The organism is Bradyrhizobium sp. USDA 3311 (assembly GCF_054062495.1).
This window is the reverse complement of record NZ_JBSSFI010000001.1, coordinates 2354061-2378565: the sequence shown is the minus strand read 5'-3', so window position 1 is coordinate 2378565 and position 24505 is coordinate 2354061. Positions and strand designations below refer to the sequence as shown.

Below are 24505 nucleotides of genomic sequence, written 5' to 3'. Positions count from 1 at the left end.
GGATGCCGATATTCAATAGTTCAATACTAGTGAACTATTGAATGAGTTCAAGGGGCATGCTATATTTTGGGCATGGTGCAGTTTGTTCACCCATCGCGGGACGAGATTACGCTGGCCGGAGTGCTCGGAGCCCTCGCGGATCCCATGCGGCTGCGGATCGTCAAAAGCCTGGTCGCGCAGAACGCTTGCATGTCGTGTACCGATGCGGCGCCTTGCCCTGACATGGCGAAATCGACCCTGTCGAACCATTTTCGCATTCTGCGGGAGGCCGGCCTGATCCGGACGTCAAAGCAAGGTGTCCAGCACCGCAATGTCGTGCGCGAGGAGGACATCAATGCGCGATTTCCAAAACTGTTGAAAATGATCCTGAGCTTTCCTGAGTGAGTGTCGCCACTACCAGGCATAGCGGATGATACCCTTGCCGGCGTAGCTGCTTGTGACGTTCGAAAACTCGCCCTCGAAGGAAGCGCCGAACGAGACGCCGCCGCGCCATTTCACCTCGGCCGAGGCCGCGACGAGCGCGGAGTCGCGCGCCTGCGCCGCGCCGTTGACCACGAATGATGCGCCCGGGAGCGCCTGGAAGGTGGCCGCGATAGCGCGATCGGGATCGAAGTCGTGCGCCCAGGCGGCGCGGCCGCGCAAGACCAGGACGGCATCGCTCAGCGCAAACGACCTGTCCGCGCGCAGACCGAGCTCGCTGCGCGTGTCGGTGACGCTCCGCGAACCGTAACTCAGGGCGAAGGCATTGCTGCCCGCGAGCACCTGTTCGGCATAGGCCGGCAGATCAAAGATGGTCGACTGGCCGGCGGCGTAAGGCGTGAGCCCCATCCACGGCGTCACGAAGCGATAGCCGGCCTCGACGCGGCCGGAATAGGCGTTGGCGTTGAAGCGGGCTCGCAACTGATCGCTGCCGGCGATGGTGACGGTGCGGGTGGTGGTAATGTCCTGCCAGCCATACGCCAGCGCGGCGGAGACGTAGGCCGCGCCGACGCCGTGGCGAAGGAAGGCGCCGGCCTGAAACAAATCCGACCGGCCGCTGCCGCCGTTGGCGACGCCAAAGCTCGTGCCGCCGCCGGCCAGCGCGAAGCCGGCGACGGTGTCGGGTGAAAAGCGATAATCGGCGCCGACCGCCGTGCCGGCGATGCGACTGGTCGCCGTGTTCGATCCCGTCGTGGCATTGCCGTCGGTGGTCTGCGAACCGCCATAGCCCGCGGCCCATACGCTCCAGCGTTGCATTACGATGTCGAACGCCGCCGGGGCCTTGCGGGAGAGCGCGGCATAGGCGTCGCGCTCCGCGGCGGAACGTCCGCGACCGGTGGAGGCGTAGGCACGGGAGCCATCCTCGTCGGCGAATTGCGACGCACCGGCCGGCGACGATCCGCCATCGCCCCGGCCGGCCATGAACGGATCGGTGAGGACGCCGATGAACTGCGTCATCGCGTCGAACGTGGTCTGCTGCGACCCGGTGGCGGTTTCGCCGGAGGCCTGCGTCAGGCCCGCTTGCGACAGCGTGCCGTACACGGCGGGAATGCCGCCGGTGAGGTTGAAGAAAGTCGACAACGCATTTCCAACATTCTGCTGATTGACGTTGAGCCCGCCGGGAATGGAAAAGTTCAGCGCCAGATCGAGATAGGCATTGTTGGCATCATAGCTCAGGCTGGTGTGAAAGGTGGCCGGCAGGTTGGTATCGACCAGCGCGCCGAACGTGCCGGTCACCCCGCCGCCGGCATTGACGATCGTGTATTGCTTCGCCACGTAGCTGCCGGCCGCGAACACGGCACTGACGGTGGCCCCGCCCAGGGTCGCGGTGCCGGTCACGTTGACGCGATCGGCATTGGCGGGCGAAACCTCGACCACGTAAGTCGACGGCGCCGTGAAGACGAGATTGCCGTTCACGGTCAGGAGGCCGATCGAATTGCCCGGCGCCAGCACGCCGCCATTGATCGTAGTGTTGCCGACCGTGCCGTTGCCGCCGAGCGTGCCGCCGGTGTTGACGGTGGTCAGCGACGCCGAGGCGAGCGAGCCGTTGACGGAGAGAATGCCGGCATCGACACTGACCGCGCCTGTGAATGAACTCGATCCCGTCAGCGTCCAGTTGCTGCTGCCGGTCTTCACGAAGCTGCCGAAGCCGCGGTACTGGGCGGAGTCGCCGAGCGTCGACAGGTCGAACGAGCTGTTGGCGGCTCCGCCCAGCCGGAGCGTGTCAGCGGAGCTGAAGGCCATGACGTTGCCGGTGACGGTCGACCCGGCCTGAAGCTCCAGACTGTTGACGCCGCCGGTGAATGTGATGGCGTTGGCGCGGGCCCCCGTGCCGGCATTTCCGAGCCCGCCGCTGATGATCCCCGCATTCTGCACGACGAGGCCGGCGCCGCTGATTCCCGCGCCGCCGGCGACGGGCGGAAAAAAGGCCGGATACCTGGGATCACCTTGGGGGCCACCGGTGCCTCCCGAAATCATGCCGGTATTGATGACGATGCCCCCGGCCGCGAGAACAAGACCATCGCCGCCGCCGCCGCCGCTTCCAGAACCGATTGCGCTTCCGCCGCCAGAACCGCCGCTTCCTCCCGTGATCGAACCGGCATTGGTCACGGTTGCAGTGGTGCCGACGACGACACCCTTTCCACCTCCACCGGCGCCGCCATTGCCATCGGCGGAAGTTGTGCCTGCATCGCCGCCCGAACCACCCCTGATGAAGACGCCGGCATTGACCTGCAGATCGCCGCCGGACAGGTACAAGCCATCGCCGCCGCCACCGCCCCCGCCGGCCGACCCGTTGTAGGGGCCAGGACCGCCTGCTCCGCCATTTCCGCCGGTCAGGTTGACCACCGCGGCGTAGTTGCCGCTGACGGTCGCGGCCCGGCCACCACCCCCGCCGCCGCCCCCGGCGTTGATGCCCCCCTGGAATCCACCCCCGCCTCCGCTGCCGCTGCCGCCGCCACCGCCGCCTGAATAACCCGCGCCCCCGGTTCCTCCGCCTGGCGCAACGCTGTTTCCGGCTGCGCCCCCGTACGGACCGCTTCCCGCAGTGTCCGGGCCACCGCCGCTTGCGCCATTCCCCGCTGCATTCCCGTCGCCCGCCAGACCACCGGCGCCGCCGGCTCCGGGGACACTGTCGGAGTAGGCGCCGCCAGTGCCGCCGTTGCCGCCGACCAGCTGCGCATGCGCCGGCATCATTTGCGCCGCAAGGCCGACAAGAACACCGACGCTCGCAAGCAGAGCCCTGCGCAACAGCCATCCAAGGCCGGCGCATCGCGAAGGCGCCGTCGTGCGCGGACCGGAGCGATGCCGGTCGCGCGACGGGTCGATCTCATCGGGAGAAAGCGGCAAGGACCTGTTGTTCATCATCATCTGCGACATCAAGGAGGAGGCCGCCCGCGATCAGTGCTGGGCGGCGGCGCGAAAATCCGTAACAGGTCGCCCGCCGCCGTGATGTGCCGTGTGTCTCACGCGCGGATTCCGACGGACGGTGATGCAGAGACGGCACAGTCACGCGAACCGTCGATGCTCGCTTCAACGGGAAGCGGAAAGAATTGCCGACAGTCGGCAGAATGGTCCGGCGGTTGATCGGGCCTGCGGCCTCGCGAGCGACGAAGCGTCGGACTTGTCTCGATCCATCAATCAACAATCGCAGCGCGCAGGATTGGTACGGATCGTGCAATTCCTCGTCGTGCAGACGAACGAGGATCGGACAATGAATATCTCGGGCGCGAATGCCTACGCGTATTTGCAAGACGCTTCATCGGCAAAGCGAGCGAATGCCGGCACGACGTCATCCGCCGGCAGTGCGCCGGTCTCATCGAGCGGCTCCGGTCAGGCCAGCGACGGAAGCGCCCAGAGCACCGAACGACTGGCGTCGATCTGACGGTCTGATCGTCCGCCGATCCGGATCAGCCGTCGTGGCCTTTCGGACGATTGAAGCGCCCATGGCAAAACAAAAATGGCAAAACAAAAATGGCCCGCGCGATGCGGGCCATTTTCGTATCGGAACCGGTGAAGTCCGAATTTGGTTGCGGGGATAGGATTTGAACCTATGACCTTCAGGTTATGAGCCTGACGAGCTACCGGGCTGCTCCACCCCGCGTTAAACCGTTGCGCGCCTTCGTTAAAATGCCGGGGACGGGGGATGAGGGCCGGCGCTGTTCGCGTGGCTTGCTTCTTCCGTCCCAAAGGCTTCCTTGGAAGGCAACCCCGGGGCAAAGCCCGTCGGTTGCGGGGGGTATGTACCAACCCGGGCTGCCTTTGGAAAGGGCTGCGAGGACGTTTTTTTCGACTTTATGACAGGTGGATGGACCGGATTCCGGCCCGCCAGCCGCGCTCTTGCCAGAAGTTCCGCAAAGGGCCAGCTTGCCGCAACAAAACCAGGGGCGAAACGCCAGTTTAGGGAGCAACGCCATGGACCATATCCGGGACCAGATCTTGGACAGATCTTTGGACCGATCCCTGACGAGCGCCCCGCTGCGGGCCCTCGACGACGCCTTCCACGCCATGGTCGCGCGGTCGCGGGCGGAGCCGGCCGCTGACCTGGCCGAGCGGCTCGACCGGCTGGCGCGGCTGCGCGCCGTCGTCGCCGACAATGAAGAGCGCTTCCGCCAGGCGATCTCGGCCGATTTCGGCCACCGCTCGGCGGTCGAGACCACCATCGCCGAGACCATGATGGTCTACAGCGAGATACGCCATGCGACAAAACACCTGAAGAGCTGGATGGCGCCGCAGCGAATCGCCACCGCGCTGCAATTCCTGCCGGCGCGCAACCGGCTGATCCCGCAGCCGCTCGGCGTCGTCGGCATCATCGCCCCCTGGAATTATCCGCTCCAGCTGACGCTGGCGCCCGCGATCGGCGCGATTGCCGCCGGCAACCTGGTCATGATCAAGCCGAGCGAGCTCGTCCCGCATTTCGCAGGCCTGCTGAAAGAGACGGTTGCCGCAAGGTTCGACGCGACCGAGCTGCTCGTCACCGGCGTCGAGGACGAGATCGCCAAGACCTTTGCGTCGCTCCCCTTCGATCATCTGGTGTTCACCGGCTCGACCCGGGTCGGACGGCTGGTCGCGGAGGCCGCGGGGCGCAATCTGACGCCTGTGACGCTCGAACTCGGCGGCAAGTCGCCTGCTATCATCGACGCCTCCGCCGATCTCGATGAGGCGGCCGAGCGCATCGCCTACGGCAAGCTGCTCAATGCCGGGCAGACCTGCATCGCGCCGGACTACGTGCTGGTGCCGGAGCGCTCGCTGCAGGCCTTCGCCGAGAAGCTGCGCGCGCAGATGCGGCGCATGTTCGGCACCGATCCCGCGAACAAGGACTACACCTCCGTCATCTCCGACCGGCACTACGCGCGGCTCGAAGGTCTCGTCGCGGATGCCGTAGAGCGCGGCGCAAGAATCCTGCAACCGGCAAGGGCCGACGATCCCAACTGGAAGGCGCACCGCAAATTCCCGCCGACGCTGATCCTTGGCGCCACCGAAGACATGGCGGTGATGCAGGAGGAGATATTTGGGCCGGTGCTGCCGGTGCTGGGCTATCGCGAGCCGGCCGATGCCATCGCCTTCGTCAACCGTCGCGACCGGCCGCTCGCGCTCTACTGGTTCGGCAAGGACCGCGACGCCCGCGACGCGGTGCTGTCGCGCACCGTCTCCGGCGGCGTCACCGTCAACGACTGCCTGTTCCACTTCGCGCAGGTGAACCAGCCGATGGGCGGCGTCGGCGCATCCGGCACCGGCGCCTATCACGGCGAATGGGGTTTTCGCACGTTCAGCAAGCTGAAGCCGGTGTTCTACCGCTCGAAATTCAACCGCCTCGCCGATCTCTACCCGCCCTACGGCGGCAAGATCGCGCGGCTGGAGAAGATGATGCGGTTCATGTCGTAGGGGCAGTCGTTCCGGGGCGCGAAGCGAACCCGGAACCTCGAGATTCCGGGTTCGCGCTACGCGCGCCCCGGAATGACGATAAGGGGAGAAACAGCATTGACTGACACATTCGATTTTGTCGTCGTGGGCGCGGGCTCCGGCGGCTGCACCGTTGCGGGGCGGCTGTCGGAGGATGCGGCGACATCAGTGGCGCTGCTCGATGCGGGCGGGCGGAACGACAGTTGGCGGATCACCACGCCATTCGGGCTCGCTTTGCCATACCGCGCGGCCAACTGGGCGTTCGATACTGTGCCGCAGAAGGGATTGAACGGCCGCATCGGCTATCAACCGCGCGGCAAGGGCCTCGGCGGTTCCTCGGCGATCAACGCGATGGTCTACATCCGCGGCAACAAATGGGACTACGACCACTGGGCCGCGCTCGGCAATGCCGGCTGGTCGTATGCGGATGTGCTGCCCTACTTCAAGCGCTCGGAGAACAACGCCGATTTCGACGGCGAATATCATGGCAAGGGCGGCCCGCTGCATGTCAACAAGCTGCGCTCGGACAATCCGATCCATGACGTCTTCCATCAGGCCGCGCGCGAGGCGCAGTTTCGTATCCGCGAGGACTTCAATGAAGAGGACCATGAAGGGCTCGGCAGCTACCAGGTGACGCAGCACGGTGGCGAGCGCTGGAGCGCGGCGCGCGCCTATGTGGATCCCCACATGGGCAAGCGGGCGAATCTGCGCGTCGAGACGCAAGCGCATGCCACGCGCATCCTGTTCGAAGGTAGGCGCGCAGTGGGCGTCGAGTACCGGCAGGGCAAGGAGCTGAAGCAGCTCCGCGCCCGCCGCGAGGTGATCCTCGCCTCCGGCGCCTTCCAGTCGCCGCAGTTGCTGATGCTGTCGGGCGTCGGCGACGGCGATGCGCTTGCCGCGCACGGCATCGGCGTCGTGCATCATTTGCCGGGCGTCGGGCGCAATCTGCAGGACCATCCGGATTTCGTGTTCGTCTACGCCTCCGACTATCCGCACTTCGTTCACGCGTCACTCGGCCGGCTGCCATCCCTGCTGCGCGCGATCCAGCGGTACCGCCGCGAGCGACGCGGCCTGATGACCACCAATTTCGCCGAGTGTGGCGGCTTCCTGAAGACGCAGGCCCACCTCGACGTGCCGGACATTCAACTGCACTTCATCATCGCGATGCTCGACGACCACGGCCGCAAGAAGCACAAGGAAGCGGGCTTCTCGTGCCATGTCTGCCTGCTCAGACCGAAGAGCCGCGGCAGCGTCTGGCTGAAGAGCGCCGATCCGCTCGCCGCCCCCATGATCGATCCGAATTTTTTGGGCGAGGCGGAGGATCTCGAGACGATGGTCGCAGGCTTCAAGACCACGCGACGGCTGATGGAGACGCCTGCGATGCGCGCGTTGCAGAAGAAGGACATGTTCACGTCCGATGTGAAGACGGACGACGATATCCGCGCCATCCTGCGCAATCGCGTCGACACCGTCTATCACCCCGTCGGCACCTGCAAGATGGGCACGGACGCGATGGCCGTGGTCGATCCGCATTTGAAGGTGCACGGCGTCGAGGCCTTGCGCGTCGTCGATGCCTCGATCATGCCGACGCTGATCGGCGGTAACACCAATGCGCCGACGATCATGATCGGGGAGAAGGCGGCGGATATGATCAGGGCGGAAGTGCGGGCGAATTAGCGACGCTGTCGCGTCACTCTCCACTGTCGTCCCGGCCTAGTGCGCAATTGCGCATGGGGGCCGGGACGACGGAAGCAATCAATTCAACAAGAACCCGCCGTCCACCGTCACCACGCTCCCCGTCATGTAGCGCGAGGCCTTCGAGGCCAGCAGCAGGATCGCGCCGTCGAGATCGGACTCGGCGCCGACGCGGCGCTGGGGGATGCGTTTTGCCAGGCGCTCGCCTGCCGGCGTCGACCAGAAGGCGTGGTTCATCTCGGTGTCGATATAGCCGGGCGCCAGCGCGTTGATGCGGATGTTCTGCCCCGCAAGCTCCAGCGCCATCGCCTTCGTCGCCTGGATGATGCCGGCCTTGGAGATCGCGTAGGGCGACACCGCTTTCAAGACGCCGGTGCCGAGCACCGAGGCGATGTTGACGATGTTGCCTTCCTGCTTGCGCGCGATCATGCGCCGCGCGACTTCCGTCGCGAGGAAATAGGCGCCCTTGAGATTGGCGCCGATCACCGTGTCCCAATCGGCCTCGGTCTGCTCGGTCGCCAGCTTCTCGATGGCGATGCCGGCATTGTTGATCAGCACCGTGACGGGACCGAGCGCGGCTTCCGTGGCATCGACGGCCTTCGCGATCGAGGCGATGTCGGTGACGTCGAGCGCGACGGCGGCGGCGCGGCCGCCGTTGCCGCGGATCTCCTGTTCCAGATTCTTCAACTTGTCCGTTTGCCGTGCCGCGAGCGCGACGGCCGCGCCATGCGCCGCCAGCAGCCGGGCAAACTGCCGCCCCAGCCCCTGGCTCGCGCCGGTGACGAGGATGGTTTCTTTACTGACGTCGAATAGGCCTGACATGACGATTTCCTTGGGCGTAACCCTTGAGCTTCCGGAGCCAAAAATACAGACGATTTTAGCGGTCTGAAACCAGAATGATCGGTTCGGCGTTCATTCGTTCCATCGAGGCAGGGCTCTGCTCATGAACAGTTTCGATCTCGCGGTCTATGCGGCGCTCGCCATCGCCATCGGCTTCGGATTCAGGACCGGCCTGCTGCGCAGCGCCATGACCATCCTCGCCTATCTGCTCGCCGCGCCCATCGCGGTCGCGCTGATGCCGCTGATCGTGCCGCAGGTCGCAAGCAATCCGAACGCGCCGCTGCTCCAGAACTGGATCTGGTTCTTCGGCATCTTTCTCGTCGTCGGCATGTTGTTCGGACATATCGGCCGCCTCGCGGTGAACGACACGGTCCGTGAGGCCGGGATCGGCGACCGCCTTGGCGGCGCCGCGCTCGGCGCCATCAGGGTCGGCCTCGTCGCCACCACGCTGGTGCTGGTGTTCGACCAGATCGTGCCGGCCAACCGCCAGCCGCCCTTCCTGGCCGGCTCGCATCTGCGGCCGCTGTTCTCGGCGGCCGGGCAGATGGGCTTCAAGTCGCTGCCGCCGGAAGCCGCTGCCGCGATCGACCGCCTCAAGCAGGAGCGGCACATCTGATCAGGCGCATTTGCATCGCCGCGCGGATGCGCATGCATTTTGGTGCGAGCCCGTCCCTTATCAGCGGCACCACGATTGGCTAGAGTGCCGCCCGTCCAAAACCTGCCTGACATTACGGGAGTGAAACAGTGGATCTTGGGATCAAAGGTCGCCGCGCCATCGTCTGCGCATCCAGCAAGGGCCTCGGCCGCGCCTGCGCCATCTCGCTGGCCGAAGCCGGCGTTGACGTCACGCTGACCGCGCGCGGCGCCGAGGCCCTGAAGAAAACCGCCGACGACATCCGCAAACTCTATCCGGCCGTCACGGTCACCGAGATCGTCGGCGACATCACGACGCCGGCGGGCCGCGAGGCCGTGCTGAAGGCCTGCCCGGAGCCGGATATCCTGATCAACAATGCCGGCGGCCCGCCGCCCGGCGATTTCCGCAACTGGACCCGCGACGACTGGATCAAGGCGATCGACGCCAACATGCTGACCCCGATCGAGCTGATCAAGGCGACCGTGGACGGCATGATGGCGCGCAAGTTCGGCCGCATCGTCAACATCACCTCGGCCGCGGTGAAGGCGCCGATCGACATCCTCGGCCTCTCCAACGGCGCGCGCGCCGGCCTCACCGGCTTCATCGCCGGCCTGTCGCGCAAGACCGTGATCAACAACGTCACCATCAACGGCCTCCTGCCGGGGCCGTTCGAGACCGACCGCCTGACCGGCACCGCCAAGGCCGAGGCCGACAAGCGCGGCACAACGCCGGAGCAGATCCTGGCCGAGCGCGCCAAGCTCAACCCGGCGGGCCGCTTCGGCCAGCCGGACGAGTTCGGCTATGCCTGCGCTTTTCTCTGCGGCGCCAAGGCCGGCTTCATCACCGGGCAGAACATCCTGCTCGACGGTGGCGCGTTCCCGGGCACGCTGTGAGCCATCGCGCCTGAGACGGCGCAATCCACGAAAGACCATCATGCCCGGGCTTGCCCCGGGCATGATGATGTGGAGGCGTCAGAGCCCAATCATTTCCGGCTCACTGCGAGCCCGGCTACTCATCGCCGTTTCGTCGGCTCATCCTCGTCCCGTTCGCTGGGACCGGAGGAATCGGCAGTGAGGCGCTCATCGGTCCAGTCGATGCCGAGTTCGTCGAGACCGTCGGCCAACAGATCGCCCAGCATCGGCTCGCCCAGCAGATATTGCACAGCTTCACGCCGGGGCGCCTTGTATTCGGCGCGGCCTCGGCGGCGCGGGCGCGCAGGTCGTCCCACTCGTCGACGGAGCCGTCGCCGCGGCCAATCCACATCAGCGTCACGAGGTCGAGCTGCTCGTCCTCGTTCAGCGCCCCGATGAAGCCGGTCAACTCGCTTGCGACCGGATCGGACGCCGTGTCCTCCAGAACGTCGATCCCGTCATCGTCGGAGGGGTTCGAGCCCGAGTCCGGATCGGATGCTGCTTCCTTGACGTCGAATTCGCGGGCCTTCTCGATGATGAAAGCGACCTTCTCGGCGGAAATTGCAAGCTCTGGCATCGTCTTCCCCTCTCGCTCTTCTCTGGTTTTTCCTGGGTTCCGGCGATAACGCGGCGCGCCACCAGATGATCCATTGCGCTTCATGGCGGAAACCCGCATGTTTCGGCGCCAAAGCGTCCTCTCTCGTCATTCCGGGGCGCGACGTAGGCGCGAACCCGGAATCTCACGCAACGATCTCGAGATTCCGGGTTCGATGCTTGCGCATCGCCCCGGAATGACAGCGAGGCGCAAAGCAAGAACATGGGGATGCGCCGGATGTCGTGGAAGGTGGGCAAGGTCAAGATCACGAAACTCGTCGAGATGGAGACAGTCGGCTCGACCCGCTTCATCCTGCCGGCCGCGACCAACGATGAAATCCAGAAGCTGCCCTGGCTGATCCCGCATTTCGCCACCGAAGAGGGCCGACTGAAAATGTCGATCCACTCGCTGGTGGTCGAGACGCCGACGCGCCGCATCGTGGTCGACACCGGTCTCGGCAACGACAAGCAGGGCCGCGGCGTCCCCGTCTGGAACAACCGCAGCACGCCGTTTCTGGAGACCATGGCGGCGGCGGGCTTTCCCCCTGACAGCATCGACACCGTGCTGTGCACACATCTTCATGTCGACCATGTCGGCTGGAATACGAAACTGGTCGACGGCAAATGGGTGCCGACCTTCCCGAAGGCGCGCTACCTGTTCGGCGAGACCGAATACGAGTATTGGCGCGATTATACGGCCGAGCCGGACAAGGTCGCGGTGTTCAACGATTCCGTGAATCCGGTCGTCGATGCCGGCCAGGTCGAGCTGATCCCAGGCGATCACCGGCTCTGCGAGGAGATCAGCGTGATCCCGACCCCCGGCCACAGCCCCGGTCACATGAGCGTCCTGATCGAGTCCGGCGGTGAGCAGGGGCTGCTCACCGGCGACGTTGCCCATCATCCCTGCCAGATGTCGCATCTCGACTGGTGCTCGGTCATCGATACCGATCCCGCCCAATCGGCGGCAACGCGGCACAAGGTGTTCTCGCGCTTTGCCGACACCCCGACGCTGGTGATCGGCGGGCATTATTCGGCCGGACACATCGGGCGGGATGGGGACGCGTTCAGGTTCGTGGCGCTGGGATGAGACGCAATCGTAGGGTGGGCACAGCGCGGCGTGTCCACCCTCCCGGGCAAGGAAAAGATTTGGTGGGCACGGCGCTCCGCACCTTTGCCCACCCTACAAAGGAGGGGCTGCAATGCGCCCCGTTTTGAGCGGTTGAATTTCCCGCCGCCCTGTTCCATGAAGCTATTTAACCGATCGGTCCATCTCCAGGGAGAAACGAGAATGAAGCTTGTTCGTTACGGCGAAAAGAGTGCGGAAAAGCCCGGCCTGATCGACAAATCCGGCCAGTTGCGCGACCTGTCGGCGCATGTGAAGGACCTGACCGGCGAGGCCTATTCGCCGGAAAGCCTGAAGAAGCTCGCCGCGCTCGACCCCGCCTCGCTGCCCGCCGTTTCCGGCAAGCCGCGGTTCGGCGCGCCCGTCACCGGCATCTCGAAATTCGTCGCCATCGGCCTCAACTACAGCGACCACGCCAAGGAAACGGGAGCCGCGATCCCGACCGAGCCGATCATCTTCATGAAGGCGAACACCTCGCTGTCCGGCCCGAACGATGCGGTCGAGAAGCCGCGCGGCTCGACCAAGCTCGACTGGGAAGTCGAGATCGCCGCCATCATCGGCACCCGCGCCAAGTACGTCTCCGAAGCCGACGCGCTGAACTACGTCGCCGGCTATTGCGTCTGCAACGACGTCTCCGAGCGCAACTTCCAGACCGAGCGCCTCGGCCAGTGGACCAAGGGCAAGTCGCACGACACCTTCGGTCCGGTCGGACCGTGGCTGGCCACCAAGGACGAGATCAAGGACGTGCAGAACCTGTCGATGTGGCTCGACGTCAACGGCCAGCGCCGCCAGACCGGCTCGACCAAGACCATGATCTTCTCCATGGCCAAGTGCATCTCCTATGTCTCGCAGTTCATGACGCTGCTGCCGGGCGACATCATCACCACGGGCACCCCGCCCGGCGTCGGCCTCGGCATGAAGCCGCCGACCTTCCTCAATGTCGGCGACGTCGTGACGCTGGGCATCGAGGGTCTCGGCGAGCAGCGGCAGGAGATCGTGGCAGCGTAAGCGGCAATCACCTCCTTCGTCATTCCGGGATGGCGCGAGAGCGCCAGACCCGGAATCTCGAGATTCCGGGTTCGATGCTTCGCATCGCCCCGGAATGACAACAAGGATCCAAAATGAAGCTCACCTTCTCCGCCGCCTCGCCCTTCGCCCGCAAGGTGCGCATCGCCGCGATCGAGCTTGGGCTGATCGACAAGATCGAGTTCACGCCGGCAACCGTCGCCCCGGGGCAAGCCAATGAGGACTATTCGCGCATCACGCCGCTGAAGAAGCTGCCGGTGCTGATCACCAATGACGGCGACGTCATCCTCGATTCCTACGTCATCGTCGAATACCTCAACGAAATGGCCGGCGGCAGCCTGATCCCGGATTATGGTCCGCGGCGCTGGAAGGCCAAGACCAATCACTCCCTGATCAACGGCATGCTCGATTCCATGCTGCTGTGCCGCTACGAGAGAATGGTGCGGCCACAGGGCCTGCAATGGCAGGCGTGGTCGGACGACCACTGGAACCGGGCCTGGACCGGCATGGCGCGCTTCGAGAACATGCCCGATGTCCTGAACGGCCCGTTCGACATTTCGCAGATCGGCCTCGTCTGCGTGCTCGGCTATGCCGATTTCCGCTTCGCCGATTGCGGCTGGCGCAAGGCCTATCCGAAGCTCGACGCCTTCCACCAGAAGATGCTGGAGCGGCCTTCCGTGAAGATCTCGGTGCCGCCAGCGGCGTAACCCGCTAGGAGTGTCCATGAGCCTGAAATACTCGGTCGGCGATCTCACCATCCATCGCGTCATCGAGCAGGAAACCTCGTTCGTCCCGGCGCTGGAGATGCTGCCGGGACTGACACCCGAGGTGCTGACCGAGAACCGGGCATGGATGCGGCAGGCCAAGGCACTCGACGACAACGATGTGCTGCTCTTGTGCTTCCAGTCCTATGTGGTGAAGACGCCGCACCACACCATTTTGATCGACAGCTGCATCGGCAATGACAAGCCGCGCCCCAATCGGCCGAAATGGAACATGAAGACCGACGACACGTACTTGGGTGCACTTAGCGCCGCCGGATTCTCGCCTGGCGACATCGACTTCGTGATGTGCACGCATCTGCACGTCGACCACGTCGGCTGGAACACACGGCTCGAAAACGGCCGCTGGGTGCCGACCTTCCCCAAGGCGCGCTACGTCTTCGCCAGGCAGGAGTTCGACCATTGGTCGGCTCAGAACGCGAAGACGGAGATCCCGCCTTTCGTGGACAGCGTGCTGCCGGTGGTCGAGGCCAAGCGCCACGAGCTCGTCGGCAACGACCACCAGATCGGCGATCACGTCCGGATCCTGCCGACACCCGGCCACACGCCGGGCCATATCGCAATCACGGTGGGCCGCGGCAAGGACGACGCGGTGTTCTCCGGCGATCTCATGCATTCGCCGCTGCAGACGCTCTATCCGGAGCTGTCGATCAAGTTCGACGTCGACCCGGCGAAGGCGGCTACGACGCGCCGCAGCTTCCTGGAGCGCTATTGCGACACCGAGACGCTGTGCTGCACGGCGCACTTCCCTTCGCCGTCGGTGGGCAAGATCCGGCGCAAGGGCAACGCGTTCGTGTGTGCGGCGGTTTAGCGAGATGCCGTAGGGTGGGCAAAGGCGAGCGCTTCGCGCGCCGTGCCCACCACTCCTTATGGTGGGCACGCTCCGCTTTTCCCACCCTACGATTCCACCCGTGTGGAGAAAGCAATGACAGCACTCCCCGACATCCCCCTGCCCGCCGGAATCCGCTCGCGTTATGTCGACGGCATCAACGGCTTGCGCATGCATGTGCTGGAGGCCGGCTTCGAGTCAAAGGGCCGCTCCTGCATCCTGTTGCTGCACGGCTTTCCCGAGCTGGCCTTCTCCTGGCGCAAGGTGATGCCGGCGCTCGCCGCCGCCGGTTATCACGTGATCGCCCCCGACCAGCGCGGCTACGGGCGCACCACGGGATGGACTGCCGACTACGATGGCGATCTCGCGCCGTTCTCGCTCCTCAACCTGGTGCGCGATGCGCTCTCCCTGGTGTCGGCCTTCGGCTACAAGCAGGTCGATCTCGCCGGGCATGATTTCGGGAGCCCAGTCGCGGCATGGTGTGCGCTGATCCGGCCCGACGTGTTTCGTTCGGTGACGCTGATGAGCGCGCCATTCGGCGGAGCGCCGCCGCTGCCATTCAACACAGTTGACCGTCCCGCAAAGCCTGCGGTCGAAGACCCCGTTCATCGCGAGCTTGCCGCGCTGCCGCGTCCGCGCAAGCACTATCAATGGTACTACGCGACACGCGAAGCCAACGCGGACATGCAGCACGCGCCGCAGGGCGTGCACGATTTCCTGCGCGCCTATTATCATCACAAGAGCGCGGACTGGACCGACAACAAACCCTATCCGCTCAAGGCGTGGTCGGCAGACGAACTGGCAAAGCTGCCAACCTATTACGTGATGGACGCCGGCGAGACCATGGCCGAGACGGTCGCGAAGGAGATGCCCTCGCCCGCCGCGATCGCCGCGAACCAATGGCTGCCGGACAGCGACCTCGCCTACTACAGCGCCGAATACGGCCGCACCGGATTTCAGGGCGGGCTGCAATGGTATCGCTACGGTACGTCGGGCATGCTCAACGACGAGATGCAGCTGTTCTCCGGCCGCAGCATCGACGTGCCCTCCTGCTTCATCTCCGGCAGGCAGGATTGGGGCACCTATCAGCGCCCTGGCGTGTTCGAGGCGATGCAGAAAAGCGCGTGCACCAAGATGCTCGGCTGCCATCTCGTCGACGGCGCCGGCCATTGGGTGCAGCAGGAGCAGCCGGCCGAGGTGAGCCGGTTGCTGCTCGACTTCCTGGCCAAGACTTCCTGACTAAGTCCCGCGCCGGCTGATTTGACCCAGGAACCACGGCGGCCTATATAATTTAGAATCATTCTAAACTAGTGGGACAGGGCCGTCGTGAAGAATTTTGCCGATCTGACCGAGCGCGAGGTGCTTGCGGTCGCGATCTCCTCCGAGGAGGAGGACAGCCGCATCTACATGACCTTCGCCGAAGATCTGAGAGAGCGTTACCCGGACTCAGCCAAGATCTTCGAACAGATGGCCGAGGAAGAGCGCGGACATCGCCACATGCTGCTGGAGACGTACGAGCAGCGGTTCGGTCCGCACCTGCCTCCCATCCGCCGCGAGGACGTCAAAGGCTTCCTGCGTCGCCGCCCGGTCTGGCTCACCAAGAACCTGTCGCTCGACACCATCCGCAGGGAAGTCGAGACCATGGAACTGCAGGCCGAGCGCTTTTACGTGAAGGCCGCCGAACAGGCGCAGGATGTCGGCGTGCGCCGTTTGCTCGGCGATCTCGCCGAAGCCGAGAAAGGCCACGAAGAGATGGCCGCAAAGCTCTCGGACCAGATCCTGAGCCCGGATGTGCGCGCGGAGGAAGATCGCACCAACCGCCGCATGTTCGTGCTGCAATATGTGCAGCCGGGCCTTGCCGGCCTGATGGACGGATCGGTCTCGACGCTGGCACCGCTGTTTGCCGCCGCGTTCGCCACCCACCAGAACTGGCAGACGTTTCTTGTCGGCCTCGCCGCCTCGATCGGCGCCGGCATCAGCATGGGATTTGCGGAAGCGCTGTCCGACGACGGATCGCTCACGGGGCGCGGCTCGCCATGGCTGCGCGGTCTCACCTGCGGCTTGATGACGACGCTCGGCGGGCTCGGCCACACCGCGCCCTATCTGGTGCCCGACAGCTGGGCCAACGCGTTCTGGATCGCGACGGCGATCGCTGGAGTCGTCGTGTTCTTCGAGCTATGGGCAATCGCCTTCATCCGCTCGCGCTACATGGACACGCCGTTCCTCCAGGCCGTTTTCCAGATCGTGCTCGGCGGCGCCATCGTGCTGGCGGTGGGGATATTGATCGGGGCGGCGTAGCGACCTCACACTCGCTGTCATCGCCCGCGAAAGCGGGCGATGACAGCGACTTTTTGGCACTGCCCGACGAGCCTCATCCACATATCAATCGCGATCAAACAGCGGTTGCAGCGTTCGGCTAAACTGCTCATCATCCGCAGACAACCAGAGCGGGAGAAGCGCCGTGGCCAAATCGGAATGGAGTTTCAAGAGCGCAGTCGAGCTGTCGGCCGCATTGAGCGCGAAGAAGGTCTCGGCGGTCGAGCTCACGCAGGACGCGATTGGCCGTATCGAGCGTCACGACGGCAAGATCAACGCGATCTGCGTGCCGGATTTCGATCGCGCGCTCGGCGCCGCGCGCGAGGCGGACGCTGCATTGGTCCGCGGCGAGCGCAAGCCGCTGCTCGGCCTGCCCCTGACGATCAAGGAATCCTTTAACATCGCCGGCCTGCCGACGACCTGGGGCTTCGTCCCGCAGAAGGATTTCAAGCCTGTCGAAGACGCGCTGCCGGTCGCACGCATCAAGCAGGCCGGCGGTGTGATCCTCGGCAAGACCAACGTGCCGGTCGGTCTCAGCGACTGGCAGAGCTACAACGACATCTACGGCACCACGAACAACCCCTATGATCTCGGCCGCACGCCGGGTGGATCATCCGGGGGATCTTCGGCAGCCCTCGCCGCAGGCTATTGCGCGCTCGCCACCGGCTCCGACATCGGCGGCTCCCTGCGTGTGCCGGCATTTCATTGCGGCATCTTCGCTCACAAGCCGACCATCAATCTCTGCGCAGCGCGCGGCGAGACTCCGCCGCCGTTTCCGGCCATTCCGCGCGAAGGCGACCTCGCCGTCATCGGTCCGATGGCGCGCACCGCTGCGGATCTCTCCTTGCTGCTCGACGTCATGGCCGGACCGGATCCGCTCGATGCCGGCGTCGCCTACAAACTCGATCTGCCTGTTGCGCGGCATCAGTCGCTGCGCGATTTTCGTGTCCTGGTGATCGAGAGCCATCCGCTGCTGCCGACTGACCGGGACGTGCGCGGCGCGATCGACAAGCTCGCCACCGACCTTGCGAAGGCCGGCGTGACGGTCGCGCGCGAGAGCCCGCTGCTTCCGGACTTCGCGGAGACGTCGCGGCTTTACATGCGCATGCTGCTGGGCTTCCTCGGCGCGTTCTTCCTGCCCGACGAGCTGGCGGATTCGCAGGCTCGGGCGAGCCAGTTGTCGCCGGAGGACCGAAGCCTCGAAGCGGAGCGGCTGCGCGGCACGATTGCAAGCCACCGCGCCTGGGTGCTCGACGCAGGTAGCCGCGCCGGCCTGCGGGCGCAATGGCGCGCGCTGTTCAAGAGCTTCGACGCGGTGATCTGCCCGATCATGCCGACGCCGGCCTTTCCGCACGATCATTCGCCCGAGCAGAGCCTGCGACGCATCAGCATCGACGGCAAGGATTATCCTTATTCCGACCAGCTCGCCTGGCCCGGCATCGCAACGCTTCCGGGCCTGCCTGCGACGGCCGTTCCGCTCGGCCTGTCGAAAGACGGCTTGCCCGTCGGCGTCCAGATCGTCGGCCCCTTCCTGGAGGACCGCACCCCCTTGAGGCTCGCCGAACTGATCGAGCGCGAGTTCGGCGGCTTCACACCGCCGCCATTGTTCGATGATTAGTCCTGTCGTCAACGTCCACAAGAGAGAGAACGTCATGAGCCAGGACATGGAACAGCTCACCGCGCTCAACCGCGACTACGTCGCCTCCGTGCAGAACTGCGACGTCAAGCGGTTCGACCAGATCCTGGCGCCGGAGTTTTACTGCTCCAATCCCGACAAGACGCTGGTCGACCGCGCCGCCTTCCTGGAGCAGACGGCACGGCCGATCGCGATCCGGAATCTCAGGGAGCACGACGTCATCATCCGCATCATGGGCGACTTCGCCATTATCCACGCGGCGACAAGCTACACCACGGGAGACGGCCAGCAGGCGACGGGCCGCTACACCGATTGCTGGGCGAAGAAGAACGGCAGATGGCTCGCGGTGTCGGCGCACGTGTCCCGGTGAGGCGGGCAAACCATCCTCACACTCCGCTGTCATGCCCCGGCTTGACCGGGGCATCCAGTACTCCGCGGCGACAGTTGGCTCACACAACTCCCGCTGCGGAGTACTGGATCGCCCGCCTTCGCGGGCGATGACACCATCAATGTGGATCAACTATCGAATACGATCACGCTCCGCAGCGTCTTGCCGGCCTTCATGTTGGCAAAGCCCTCGTTGATCTCCGACAGCTTCAGCTTGGCCGAGATCCAGTCCTCCAGGTGCAGCCGCCCTCGCAGATAGAAGTCGACCAGGCGCGGCATGTCGACGCGGAAATGGTTGGAGCCCATGGACGAGCCCTGGATCTTGCGTTCGCGCAGGAAGTCGAAACCGTGCAGCTCGATCTTCTGGCCGAACGGGATCATGCCGACGATGGTGGCGGTGCCGCCGGAGGCGAGCATGGCGAAGGCCTGCTCGGCGGTCTCCTTGCGACCGAGCACCTCGAAGGAGTGCTGCACGCCGCCATTGGTGAGATCGCGGACCTGCTTCACCACGTCGCCGTCGGCGGGGTTGATGATGTCGGTGGCGCCCAGCTTGGTCGCGAGCTGGAGTTTTGCGGGATTGGTGTCGATGGCAATGATGCGGCCGGCGCCGGCGATCTGCGCGCCGTTGATCGCGGCCATGCCGACGCCGCCGCAGCCGATCACCGCGACGGTTTCGCCCGCCGTCACCTTCGCCGTGTTCACCACCGCGCCGTAGCCGGTGATGACGCCGCAACCGATCAGCGCGGCGAGATCGAGCGGCATCTCCTTCCGGATTTTGACGATCGCGTTCTCGTGCACCAGCATCTGCTCGGCAAAGGACGAGAGGTTGAGGAACTGGTGCAGCTTTTCGGAGCGAGACCATTGCATGCGGTCGGAGACGCCCGGCAGCAGCTTCACCGTGGTGTCGGTGCAGAGCACCGTGCGGCCCGTGGTGCAGTTGTCGCAGGTGCCGCAGAACACGGACAGGCAGGTGACGACGTGATCGCCCGGCTTCACATAGGTGACGTCGGAGCCGACCTGCTCGACCACGCCGGCGGATTCATGCCCGAGCACCGCGGGCAGCGGATGCGGATACAGCCCTTCCATGAAGTGCAGGTCGGAGTGGCAGAGGCCGGCGACCGATGTGCGGATCAGGACCTCGCGCGGGCCGGGCTTCGGCAGGCTGACATCCTCGATGACCAGAGGCTTGTTGACTTCATAGAGGACGGCGGCCTTCATCGAGCACTCCCTGTCGCTTTTTTTGCTTTGAACGCGGGCGCAGCCTACGCTGCCAGAACCAGTTCGCCAACCTCGCTCATGCCGGCATCGCGCTCGCCGAGCAGCAGCGCGGCGATCTTCGCTTGCGTGGCATTTTCCGTCAGCCGGAACGGATCGCTTGGCGCGACCCGGTGATCGATCACGAGCCGCGACAGCAGCAGCCGGCGCGCATCGCCGCGCATGGCGTGGATGCGATGCGCCTCCCAGGCGAGCGCGACGGCGCTGGCGACATGATAGAGCAGGCTCGTCGCGCGGCGCGCGTCGGCCTCGTTCTCGGCCTTGCCCGCAACCTCGCGCGCGAAGCCGACCGCGCGATCGGTGAGCGTGTGCAAACGGTCGCGCCAGGCCTGCGGCACCGAGGCGCTGTCATCGAGCCGGGCGTGCAGATCCGCGGCCAGCGCGGATTCCGCGCCATGGCGACCGACCGCGCGCCTCAGCGCATCGATCGCGACGATATTGCCGGTGCCTTCCCAGACCGAGCCGAGATGGGCGTCGCGCAGCAGTCGTGCGGTGGCGAATTCCTCGATATAGCCGATGCCGCCGCGCATCTCGAGCGCATCGCCGCAGACTTTCCGTGCATCGCGCGTGGCGCGGAATTTCAATGTCGGGGTGAGGATGCGCAGCAGCGCCGCCGCGTCCTGGCTGCCGGCCTCGGCGCGGTCGAGCGCGTCCGCCGTGAGGAAGCTCATCGACAGCGCCTGCTCGACCGGCAGCATGATCTTCAGCATCTGCCGCCGGCCGAGCGGCAGGTCGATGATGCGGCTGCCGAACACCACGCGGTTCTTCGCGACCGTCATGGCGTCATGGTAGGCGCGGCGCATCAGCGCGGTGGATTTCACGCCGTTGGAGAGCCGCGACGAGTTCACCATCTCGGCCATCTGCACGAAGCCGCGGTCGAGCTTGCCGACCGCGTAGGCGATCGCGCCTTCGAGCTTGATCTCGCCCGAGGCCATCGAGCGCGTGCCGAGCTTGTCCTTCAGACGCACGATCCGGTAGTGGTTCTGCGACCCGTCGTCGAGGAAGCGCGGCATCAGGAACAGGCCGACGCCGCGGGTGCCGGGGCCGGCGCCTTCGGGGCGCGCCAGCAGCATCACGACTTTCGCATCGGCGTTCGAGCAGAACCATTTTTCGCCGTACAGGCGCCAATGATCGCCCTCCTGCACGGCGCGCGTCGTGAGCGTGCCGACGTCGGAGCCGCCCTCCTTCTCGGTCATGAACTGGCCGCCCTGGGTCAGCTTGGTCATGTCGGTCTGGGTGAGACCATCGAGATATTTCGCCTTCAGCGCCTCGCTGCCGAAATTCGCCAGGAGTTTTGCGCAGCCGTCGGTGACGTTGATCGGACAGCCCATACCGAATTCGGTCTGATTGAACAGGAAGGTGAAGGCGTGCTTTGCCACTACAGGATATTTGTCCGGCCAGCCCATGATGCCCTTGCGGATCGACAGCGCGTGGATGCCGAACTCGCCGAACGCGGCTTTCTCCAGTTCGCGATAGGCCGGGTGGTATTCGATCCACTGCACGTCGCGGCCGAACTTGTCGCGCTGGTGCAGCACCGGCGTGTGGCGGTCGGCCAGCCGCGCACATTCGTCGAGGGTTCCGCCGGCGAGCTCGCCGAGGCGATCGAGATGCGGCTCGATGTGACGGAACAGCGTCTCCGGCAGATGGATGCGCAAGAGATCCGTCAGCGCCTGATCGGCGCGGTAGAAATTCATGCCTGACGTATCGGGCGCCAGCAGGCCGGATGGTGCGGCCGCGGCATTTTTCGGCTGCGCTGTGACCGGCTTGTGCATGATCGTCCTCTTCGTTTCCGCCCGACGGCAATTCTTAGCGCTTGCCGCTTTGGATGATGTCGATCATGCTCCAGCCGCGGATGCGGATAAAGCCGCAAATTGTCAGGGAGGCATGATCGCCGTGAAGGAGCAATTCGCTCTGCGGAATTGTGATCGACCGGGCCTGCACCCCGGCTGGTTGTCCGGGTGGCGGATGCATAGATCAGCGGCTTCCCGTCCTAAGAGATCACGCCATGGAACATCCGAAATACAAGATCGCGCTCATCGTCGGCGCCGGCGAAGGCTTGAGCGCCTCGCTGGCGCGGCTGCTGTCCACGCAAGGCATTCGCGTGGCGCTTGCCGCGCGGAAGATCGAGAAGCTGGGCGCGCTCTGCACCGAGACCGGTGCCAAAGCCTATGCCTGCAACGCCACCGAGCCTGATGAGGTCGAGCGCCTGTTCGGCCTCGTCGAGCGCGAGATCGGCACGCCCGACCTCGTCGTCTACAACGCCAGCGGCCGCACGCGCGGGCCGTTCGTCGATCTCGTTCCGGCCGATGTCGCGCAGGCGATCGCGGTCAGCGCCTATGGCGGCTTCCTGGTGGCGCAGCAGGCGGCCAAGCGCATGCTGCCGAACAAGCACGGCGCGATCCTGTTCACCGGCGCTTCGGCCAGCGTCAAGGGCTATGCGCAGTCGGCCTCGTTCGCGATGGGCAAGTTCGCGCTGCGCGGGCTCGCCCAGAGCCTGGCACGGGAGCTGTCGCCGCAAGGCATCCATGTCGCGCATTTCGTGATCGATGGCGGCATCAGGAGCGCGGCGCGGAGGGAAACAGCCGACAATCCGGATTCCATGCTCGATCCCGACGCGATCGCGGAGAGCTACTGGAACGTGTTGCAGCAGCCGCGCAGCGCCTGGAGCTGGGAGCTGGAGCTACGGCCGTGGGTGGAGAAGTTTTAGTTGAGTTTGTCTTTCCGGGGCGGCTCGAAGAGCCGAACTATGGTGCGCATTTGCGCACCTGAGAATCTCGAGATTCCGGGTTCGATGCTTCGCATCGCCCCGGAATGACAACAATGAACGGGAAGCGACATGACCACCGAAACCACCGTCGATACCGGCACCAGCGAACTCCTCTGCGTCATCCGCGACCGCGTCGCAGTGATCACGCTGAACCGGCCGGAGGCGCGCAATTCGCTGTCGGACAGCCTGACGCCGGCGCTGCGGACGATGATCCGCACCTGCGGCGAGAGCCCCGATGTCGGCGCGCTACTGATCACCGGCGCGGGCGAAGCGTTCTGCGCCGGCGGCAACGTCAAGGGCATGGGCGCGCATCGCGATCCGAAGAAGCTGGAGATGTCGCTGGAAGATCGGGTCGCCGATCTCCAGGAGCGGCAGCGGCTGCTCACCGGCGCGCTGGTCTCGGTGCGCAAGCCGACGATCGCCGCGCTCCCCGGTCCCGCGGTCGGCGCAGGGCTTGCGATCGCCATGGCCTGCGACATCCGCATCGCCGCGCAATCGGCCTTCGTCGCCACCGGCTATGCCCGCATCGCGCTGAGCGGCGATTACGGCATCGCCTGGCTGCTCACCCGCCTCGTCGGCACCGCCCGGGCGCGCGAGCTGATGTTCACCGGCGACAGGGTCGATGCCGCGCGTTGTGAGGCCATCGGCCTCGTCAATCGCGTCGTGCCTGACGACAAGCTACAAGCCGAAGCCTTCGTGCTGGCAAAGTCGCTCGCCGAAGGCCCGCGCCTCGCGCTGCGCTACATGAAGGACAATCTCGACGAAGCCATCCAGTTCGATTTCGAGACCGCCCGCGACCACGAGGCCGAACGACTGATCCGCCTCACCACGACCACCGATCACAAGGAAGCGGTGCAGGCCTTCATCGAGAAGCGCAAGGCGGTGTTCACGGGGAAGTAACAGGCCCTTCACAGTCAGGAATCGAACCTGCATGGTGCAACGAGCCCTCATTCCGGGCGATGCGCAGCATCGAGCCCGGAATCCATTGGGCCGCAAGACACGCAGTTGAATGGGTTCCGGGTTCGCGTTACGCGCGCCCCGGAATGACGGCTTGGGAAGATCTACGCGACGACGACTGCTTAAGGCAAAAAAATGCCCGGCTCAGGTTGACCTGGGCCGGGCTTGCAGTGGTGTCAGGCCGAGGCTGAGGGGCTGTCGGCCTGACGGGAAAGGGCGGCGAGACGCCAGCTCGCGCAGGGAATGTCCTTCGGTGCGACCGCGATCTCCTTGTCGAAGCGCACCAGCTTCCAGTCATCAGGGTGATTGACGAAGGCAAATCCGGATTTGCGGGCGAGCGAGATCATGGTCTCGTTGGAGCGCAGCGTATCGCCGAACATGTGCTCGGCGCCGAGCGCGGCGGCGCGGCACTCGAGATTTTTCATGAGCGCAGTGGCGATGCCGTGGCCTTGCCAGCGATCGTCGACCGACAGGCCGAACTCGAGCGTCGCGGTTTCCGCATGCAGCGCGTAGCGCGCCTCGGCGACGATGGTCTCGAAGCCGTCGACCATCTTGGTCGCGACGACGGTGAAGCGCTCGCGCTCGCCCACCTGGAGGAAGTCGTGTAGCAGGCCCTTCGGCAATTCGCTGATCGCGCCGAAGAAACGGTTGTAGCGGGAGCGGGTCGAGAGCGAACGGAAATAGTGCTGAAGCTCCTCGGTGTCGCGCGGCTCGACGAAGCGAACGTTGATCGCCTCGCCCTGCCGGGTGCGCAGGGCGTCCGAATATTGCTTCAGATCTTCCAGGCGAAGAGTGCTCATGACACATGCCCTGAGAAAGAGGGACCGCCGGCGCCCCTGTAATCAGGCGGCGC

At 65.2% G+C, this 24505-nt stretch carries 21 protein-coding genes, 1 tRNA gene and 1 pseudogene; 16 read left to right on the top strand and 7 right to left on the bottom strand.

All coding sequences use genetic code 11. The features are described 5' to 3' along the window. Nucleotides 1-72: 72 nt before the first annotated feature. Nucleotides 73-384, top strand: coding sequence for an ArsR/SmtB family transcription factor (locus ACVWW6_RS11110; protein WP_456680727.1), 312 nt, complete (start codon nucleotides 73-75; stop codon nucleotides 382-384). Between the two features lie 9 nt (nucleotides 385-393). On the opposite strand, the gene ACVWW6_RS11105 is transcribed toward ACVWW6_RS11110, so the two are convergent. Next, on the bottom strand, nucleotides 394-3357 hold the full coding sequence (locus ACVWW6_RS11105) for an autotransporter domain-containing protein (protein WP_456680726.1): 2964 nt from the start codon (nucleotides 3355-3357) through the stop codon (nucleotides 394-396). Nucleotides 3358-3601: 244 nt separating this feature from the next. On the opposite strand from ACVWW6_RS11105, the gene ACVWW6_RS11100 reads away from it, so the two are divergent. Next, nucleotides 3602-3862, top strand: a complete 261-nt coding sequence (locus ACVWW6_RS11100; protein WP_456680725.1) for a hypothetical protein — start codon at nucleotides 3602-3604, stop codon at nucleotides 3860-3862. Between the two features lie 142 nt (nucleotides 3863-4004). On the opposite strand, the gene ACVWW6_RS11095 is transcribed toward ACVWW6_RS11100, so the two are convergent. Next, nucleotides 4005-4081, bottom strand: a tRNA-Met gene (locus ACVWW6_RS11095). A 311-nt stretch (nucleotides 4082-4392) separates the two neighbouring features. Between ACVWW6_RS11095 and ACVWW6_RS11090 the strand changes: the two genes are divergently transcribed. Continuing rightward, nucleotides 4393-5862 carry a coniferyl aldehyde dehydrogenase gene (locus tag ACVWW6_RS11090; protein ID WP_456680724.1) on the top strand — a complete coding sequence of 490 codons (1470 nt, stop codon included), beginning with the start codon at nucleotides 4393-4395 and terminating at the stop codon, nucleotides 5860-5862. 96 nt (nucleotides 5863-5958) lie between these two features. Beyond that, complete coding sequence (locus tag ACVWW6_RS11085) at nucleotides 5959-7557, top strand: GMC family oxidoreductase (protein ID WP_456680723.1); 1599 nt, start codon at nucleotides 5959-5961, stop codon at nucleotides 7555-7557. A 78-nt stretch (nucleotides 7558-7635) separates the two neighbouring features. On the opposite strand, the gene ACVWW6_RS11080 is transcribed toward ACVWW6_RS11085, so the two are convergent. Continuing rightward, nucleotides 7636-8397 carry an SDR family oxidoreductase gene (locus tag ACVWW6_RS11080; RefSeq protein ID WP_011090610.1) on the bottom strand — a complete coding sequence of 254 codons (762 nt, stop codon included), beginning with the start codon at nucleotides 8395-8397 and terminating at the stop codon, nucleotides 7636-7638. Between the two features lie 121 nt (nucleotides 8398-8518). Here ACVWW6_RS11080 and ACVWW6_RS11075 point away from each other — a divergent pair, with 121 nt between their 5' ends. After that, nucleotides 8519-9031, top strand: coding sequence for a CvpA family protein (locus tag ACVWW6_RS11075; protein WP_011090611.1), 513 nt, complete (start codon nucleotides 8519-8521; stop codon nucleotides 9029-9031). Between the two features lie 128 nt (nucleotides 9032-9159). After that, a complete protein-coding gene (locus ACVWW6_RS11070; protein ID WP_456680722.1) occupies nucleotides 9160-9942 on the top strand; it encodes an SDR family oxidoreductase in 783 nt (260 codons plus the stop codon). A 119-nt stretch (nucleotides 9943-10061) separates the two neighbouring features. Here the strand turns inward: ACVWW6_RS11070 and ACVWW6_RS11065 are convergent. After that, nucleotides 10062-10537, bottom strand: a pseudogene (locus ACVWW6_RS11065) (DUF3775 domain-containing protein). A 255-nt stretch (nucleotides 10538-10792) separates the two neighbouring features. Between ACVWW6_RS11065 and ACVWW6_RS11060 the strand changes: the two are divergent. The 8 genes from ACVWW6_RS11060 to ACVWW6_RS11025 all read left to right on the top strand — a co-directional run bounded on the left by ACVWW6_RS11060 (nucleotide 10793) and on the right by ACVWW6_RS11025 (nucleotide 18636). Further along, nucleotides 10793-11641: an MBL fold metallo-hydrolase gene (locus tag ACVWW6_RS11060; protein ID WP_456680721.1), complete on the top strand. Its 849-nt coding sequence runs from the start codon at nucleotides 10793-10795 to the stop codon at nucleotides 11639-11641. Between the two features lie 201 nt (nucleotides 11642-11842). Continuing rightward, nucleotides 11843-12685: a fumarylacetoacetate hydrolase family protein gene (locus tag ACVWW6_RS11055; protein WP_060908911.1), complete on the top strand. Its 843-nt coding sequence runs from the start codon at nucleotides 11843-11845 to the stop codon at nucleotides 12683-12685. Nucleotides 12686-12798: 113 nt separating this feature from the next. Then, entirely contained in the window at nucleotides 12799-13410 is a 612-nt protein-coding gene (locus tag ACVWW6_RS11050) for a glutathione S-transferase family protein (RefSeq protein WP_028173749.1), read from the top strand. 16 nt (nucleotides 13411-13426) lie between these two features. Further along, nucleotides 13427-14296, top strand: a complete 870-nt coding sequence (locus ACVWW6_RS11045; protein ID WP_456680720.1) for an MBL fold metallo-hydrolase — start codon at nucleotides 13427-13429, stop codon at nucleotides 14294-14296. Between the two features lie 114 nt (nucleotides 14297-14410). Further along, the gene (locus tag ACVWW6_RS11040) at nucleotides 14411-15553 is read left to right on the top strand and encodes an alpha/beta hydrolase (RefSeq protein ID WP_161532372.1); all 1143 of its coding nucleotides are present in this window, start codon (nucleotides 14411-14413) and stop codon (nucleotides 15551-15553) included. Between the two features lie 87 nt (nucleotides 15554-15640). Then, nucleotides 15641-16612: an iron exporter MbfA gene (mbfA, locus tag ACVWW6_RS11035; protein ID WP_011090619.1), complete on the top strand. Its 972-nt coding sequence runs from the start codon at nucleotides 15641-15643 to the stop codon at nucleotides 16610-16612. Nucleotides 16613-16775: 163 nt separating this feature from the next. Continuing rightward, nucleotides 16776-18248, top strand: a complete 1473-nt coding sequence (locus ACVWW6_RS11030) for an amidase (protein WP_456680719.1) — start codon at nucleotides 16776-16778, stop codon at nucleotides 18246-18248. A gap of 34 nt (nucleotides 18249-18282) precedes the next feature. Next, nucleotides 18283-18636, top strand: a complete 354-nt coding sequence (locus ACVWW6_RS11025; RefSeq protein ID WP_456680718.1) for a nuclear transport factor 2 family protein — start codon at nucleotides 18283-18285, stop codon at nucleotides 18634-18636. Between the two features lie 146 nt (nucleotides 18637-18782). Here ACVWW6_RS11025 and ACVWW6_RS11020 read toward each other — a convergent pair whose 3' ends face one another. Together ACVWW6_RS11020 and ACVWW6_RS11015 are read right to left on the bottom strand one after the other, a co-directional pair. Next, nucleotides 18783-19871, bottom strand: coding sequence for a Zn-dependent alcohol dehydrogenase (locus tag ACVWW6_RS11020; RefSeq protein ID WP_028173744.1), 1089 nt, complete (start codon nucleotides 19869-19871; stop codon nucleotides 18783-18785). A 44-nt stretch (nucleotides 19872-19915) separates the two neighbouring features. Continuing rightward, entirely contained in the window at nucleotides 19916-21700 is a 1785-nt protein-coding gene (locus ACVWW6_RS11015; protein ID WP_161532374.1) for an acyl-CoA dehydrogenase family protein, read from the bottom strand. Between the two features lie 233 nt (nucleotides 21701-21933). On the opposite strand from ACVWW6_RS11015, the gene ACVWW6_RS11010 reads away from it, so the two are divergent. Further along, complete coding sequence (locus ACVWW6_RS11010) at nucleotides 21934-22635, top strand: SDR family oxidoreductase (RefSeq protein ID WP_456680717.1); 702 nt, start codon at nucleotides 21934-21936, stop codon at nucleotides 22633-22635. A gap of 129 nt (nucleotides 22636-22764) precedes the next feature. Next, complete coding sequence (locus ACVWW6_RS11005) at nucleotides 22765-23595, top strand: enoyl-CoA hydratase (RefSeq protein ID WP_456680716.1); 831 nt, start codon at nucleotides 22765-22767, stop codon at nucleotides 23593-23595. 233 nt (nucleotides 23596-23828) lie between these two features. Here ACVWW6_RS11005 and ACVWW6_RS11000 read toward each other — a convergent pair whose 3' ends face one another. Next, on the bottom strand, nucleotides 23829-24452 hold the full coding sequence (locus ACVWW6_RS11000; protein ID WP_011090626.1) for a GNAT family N-acetyltransferase: 624 nt from the start codon (nucleotides 24450-24452) through the stop codon (nucleotides 23829-23831). Nucleotides 24453-24505 lie beyond the last annotated feature (53 nt).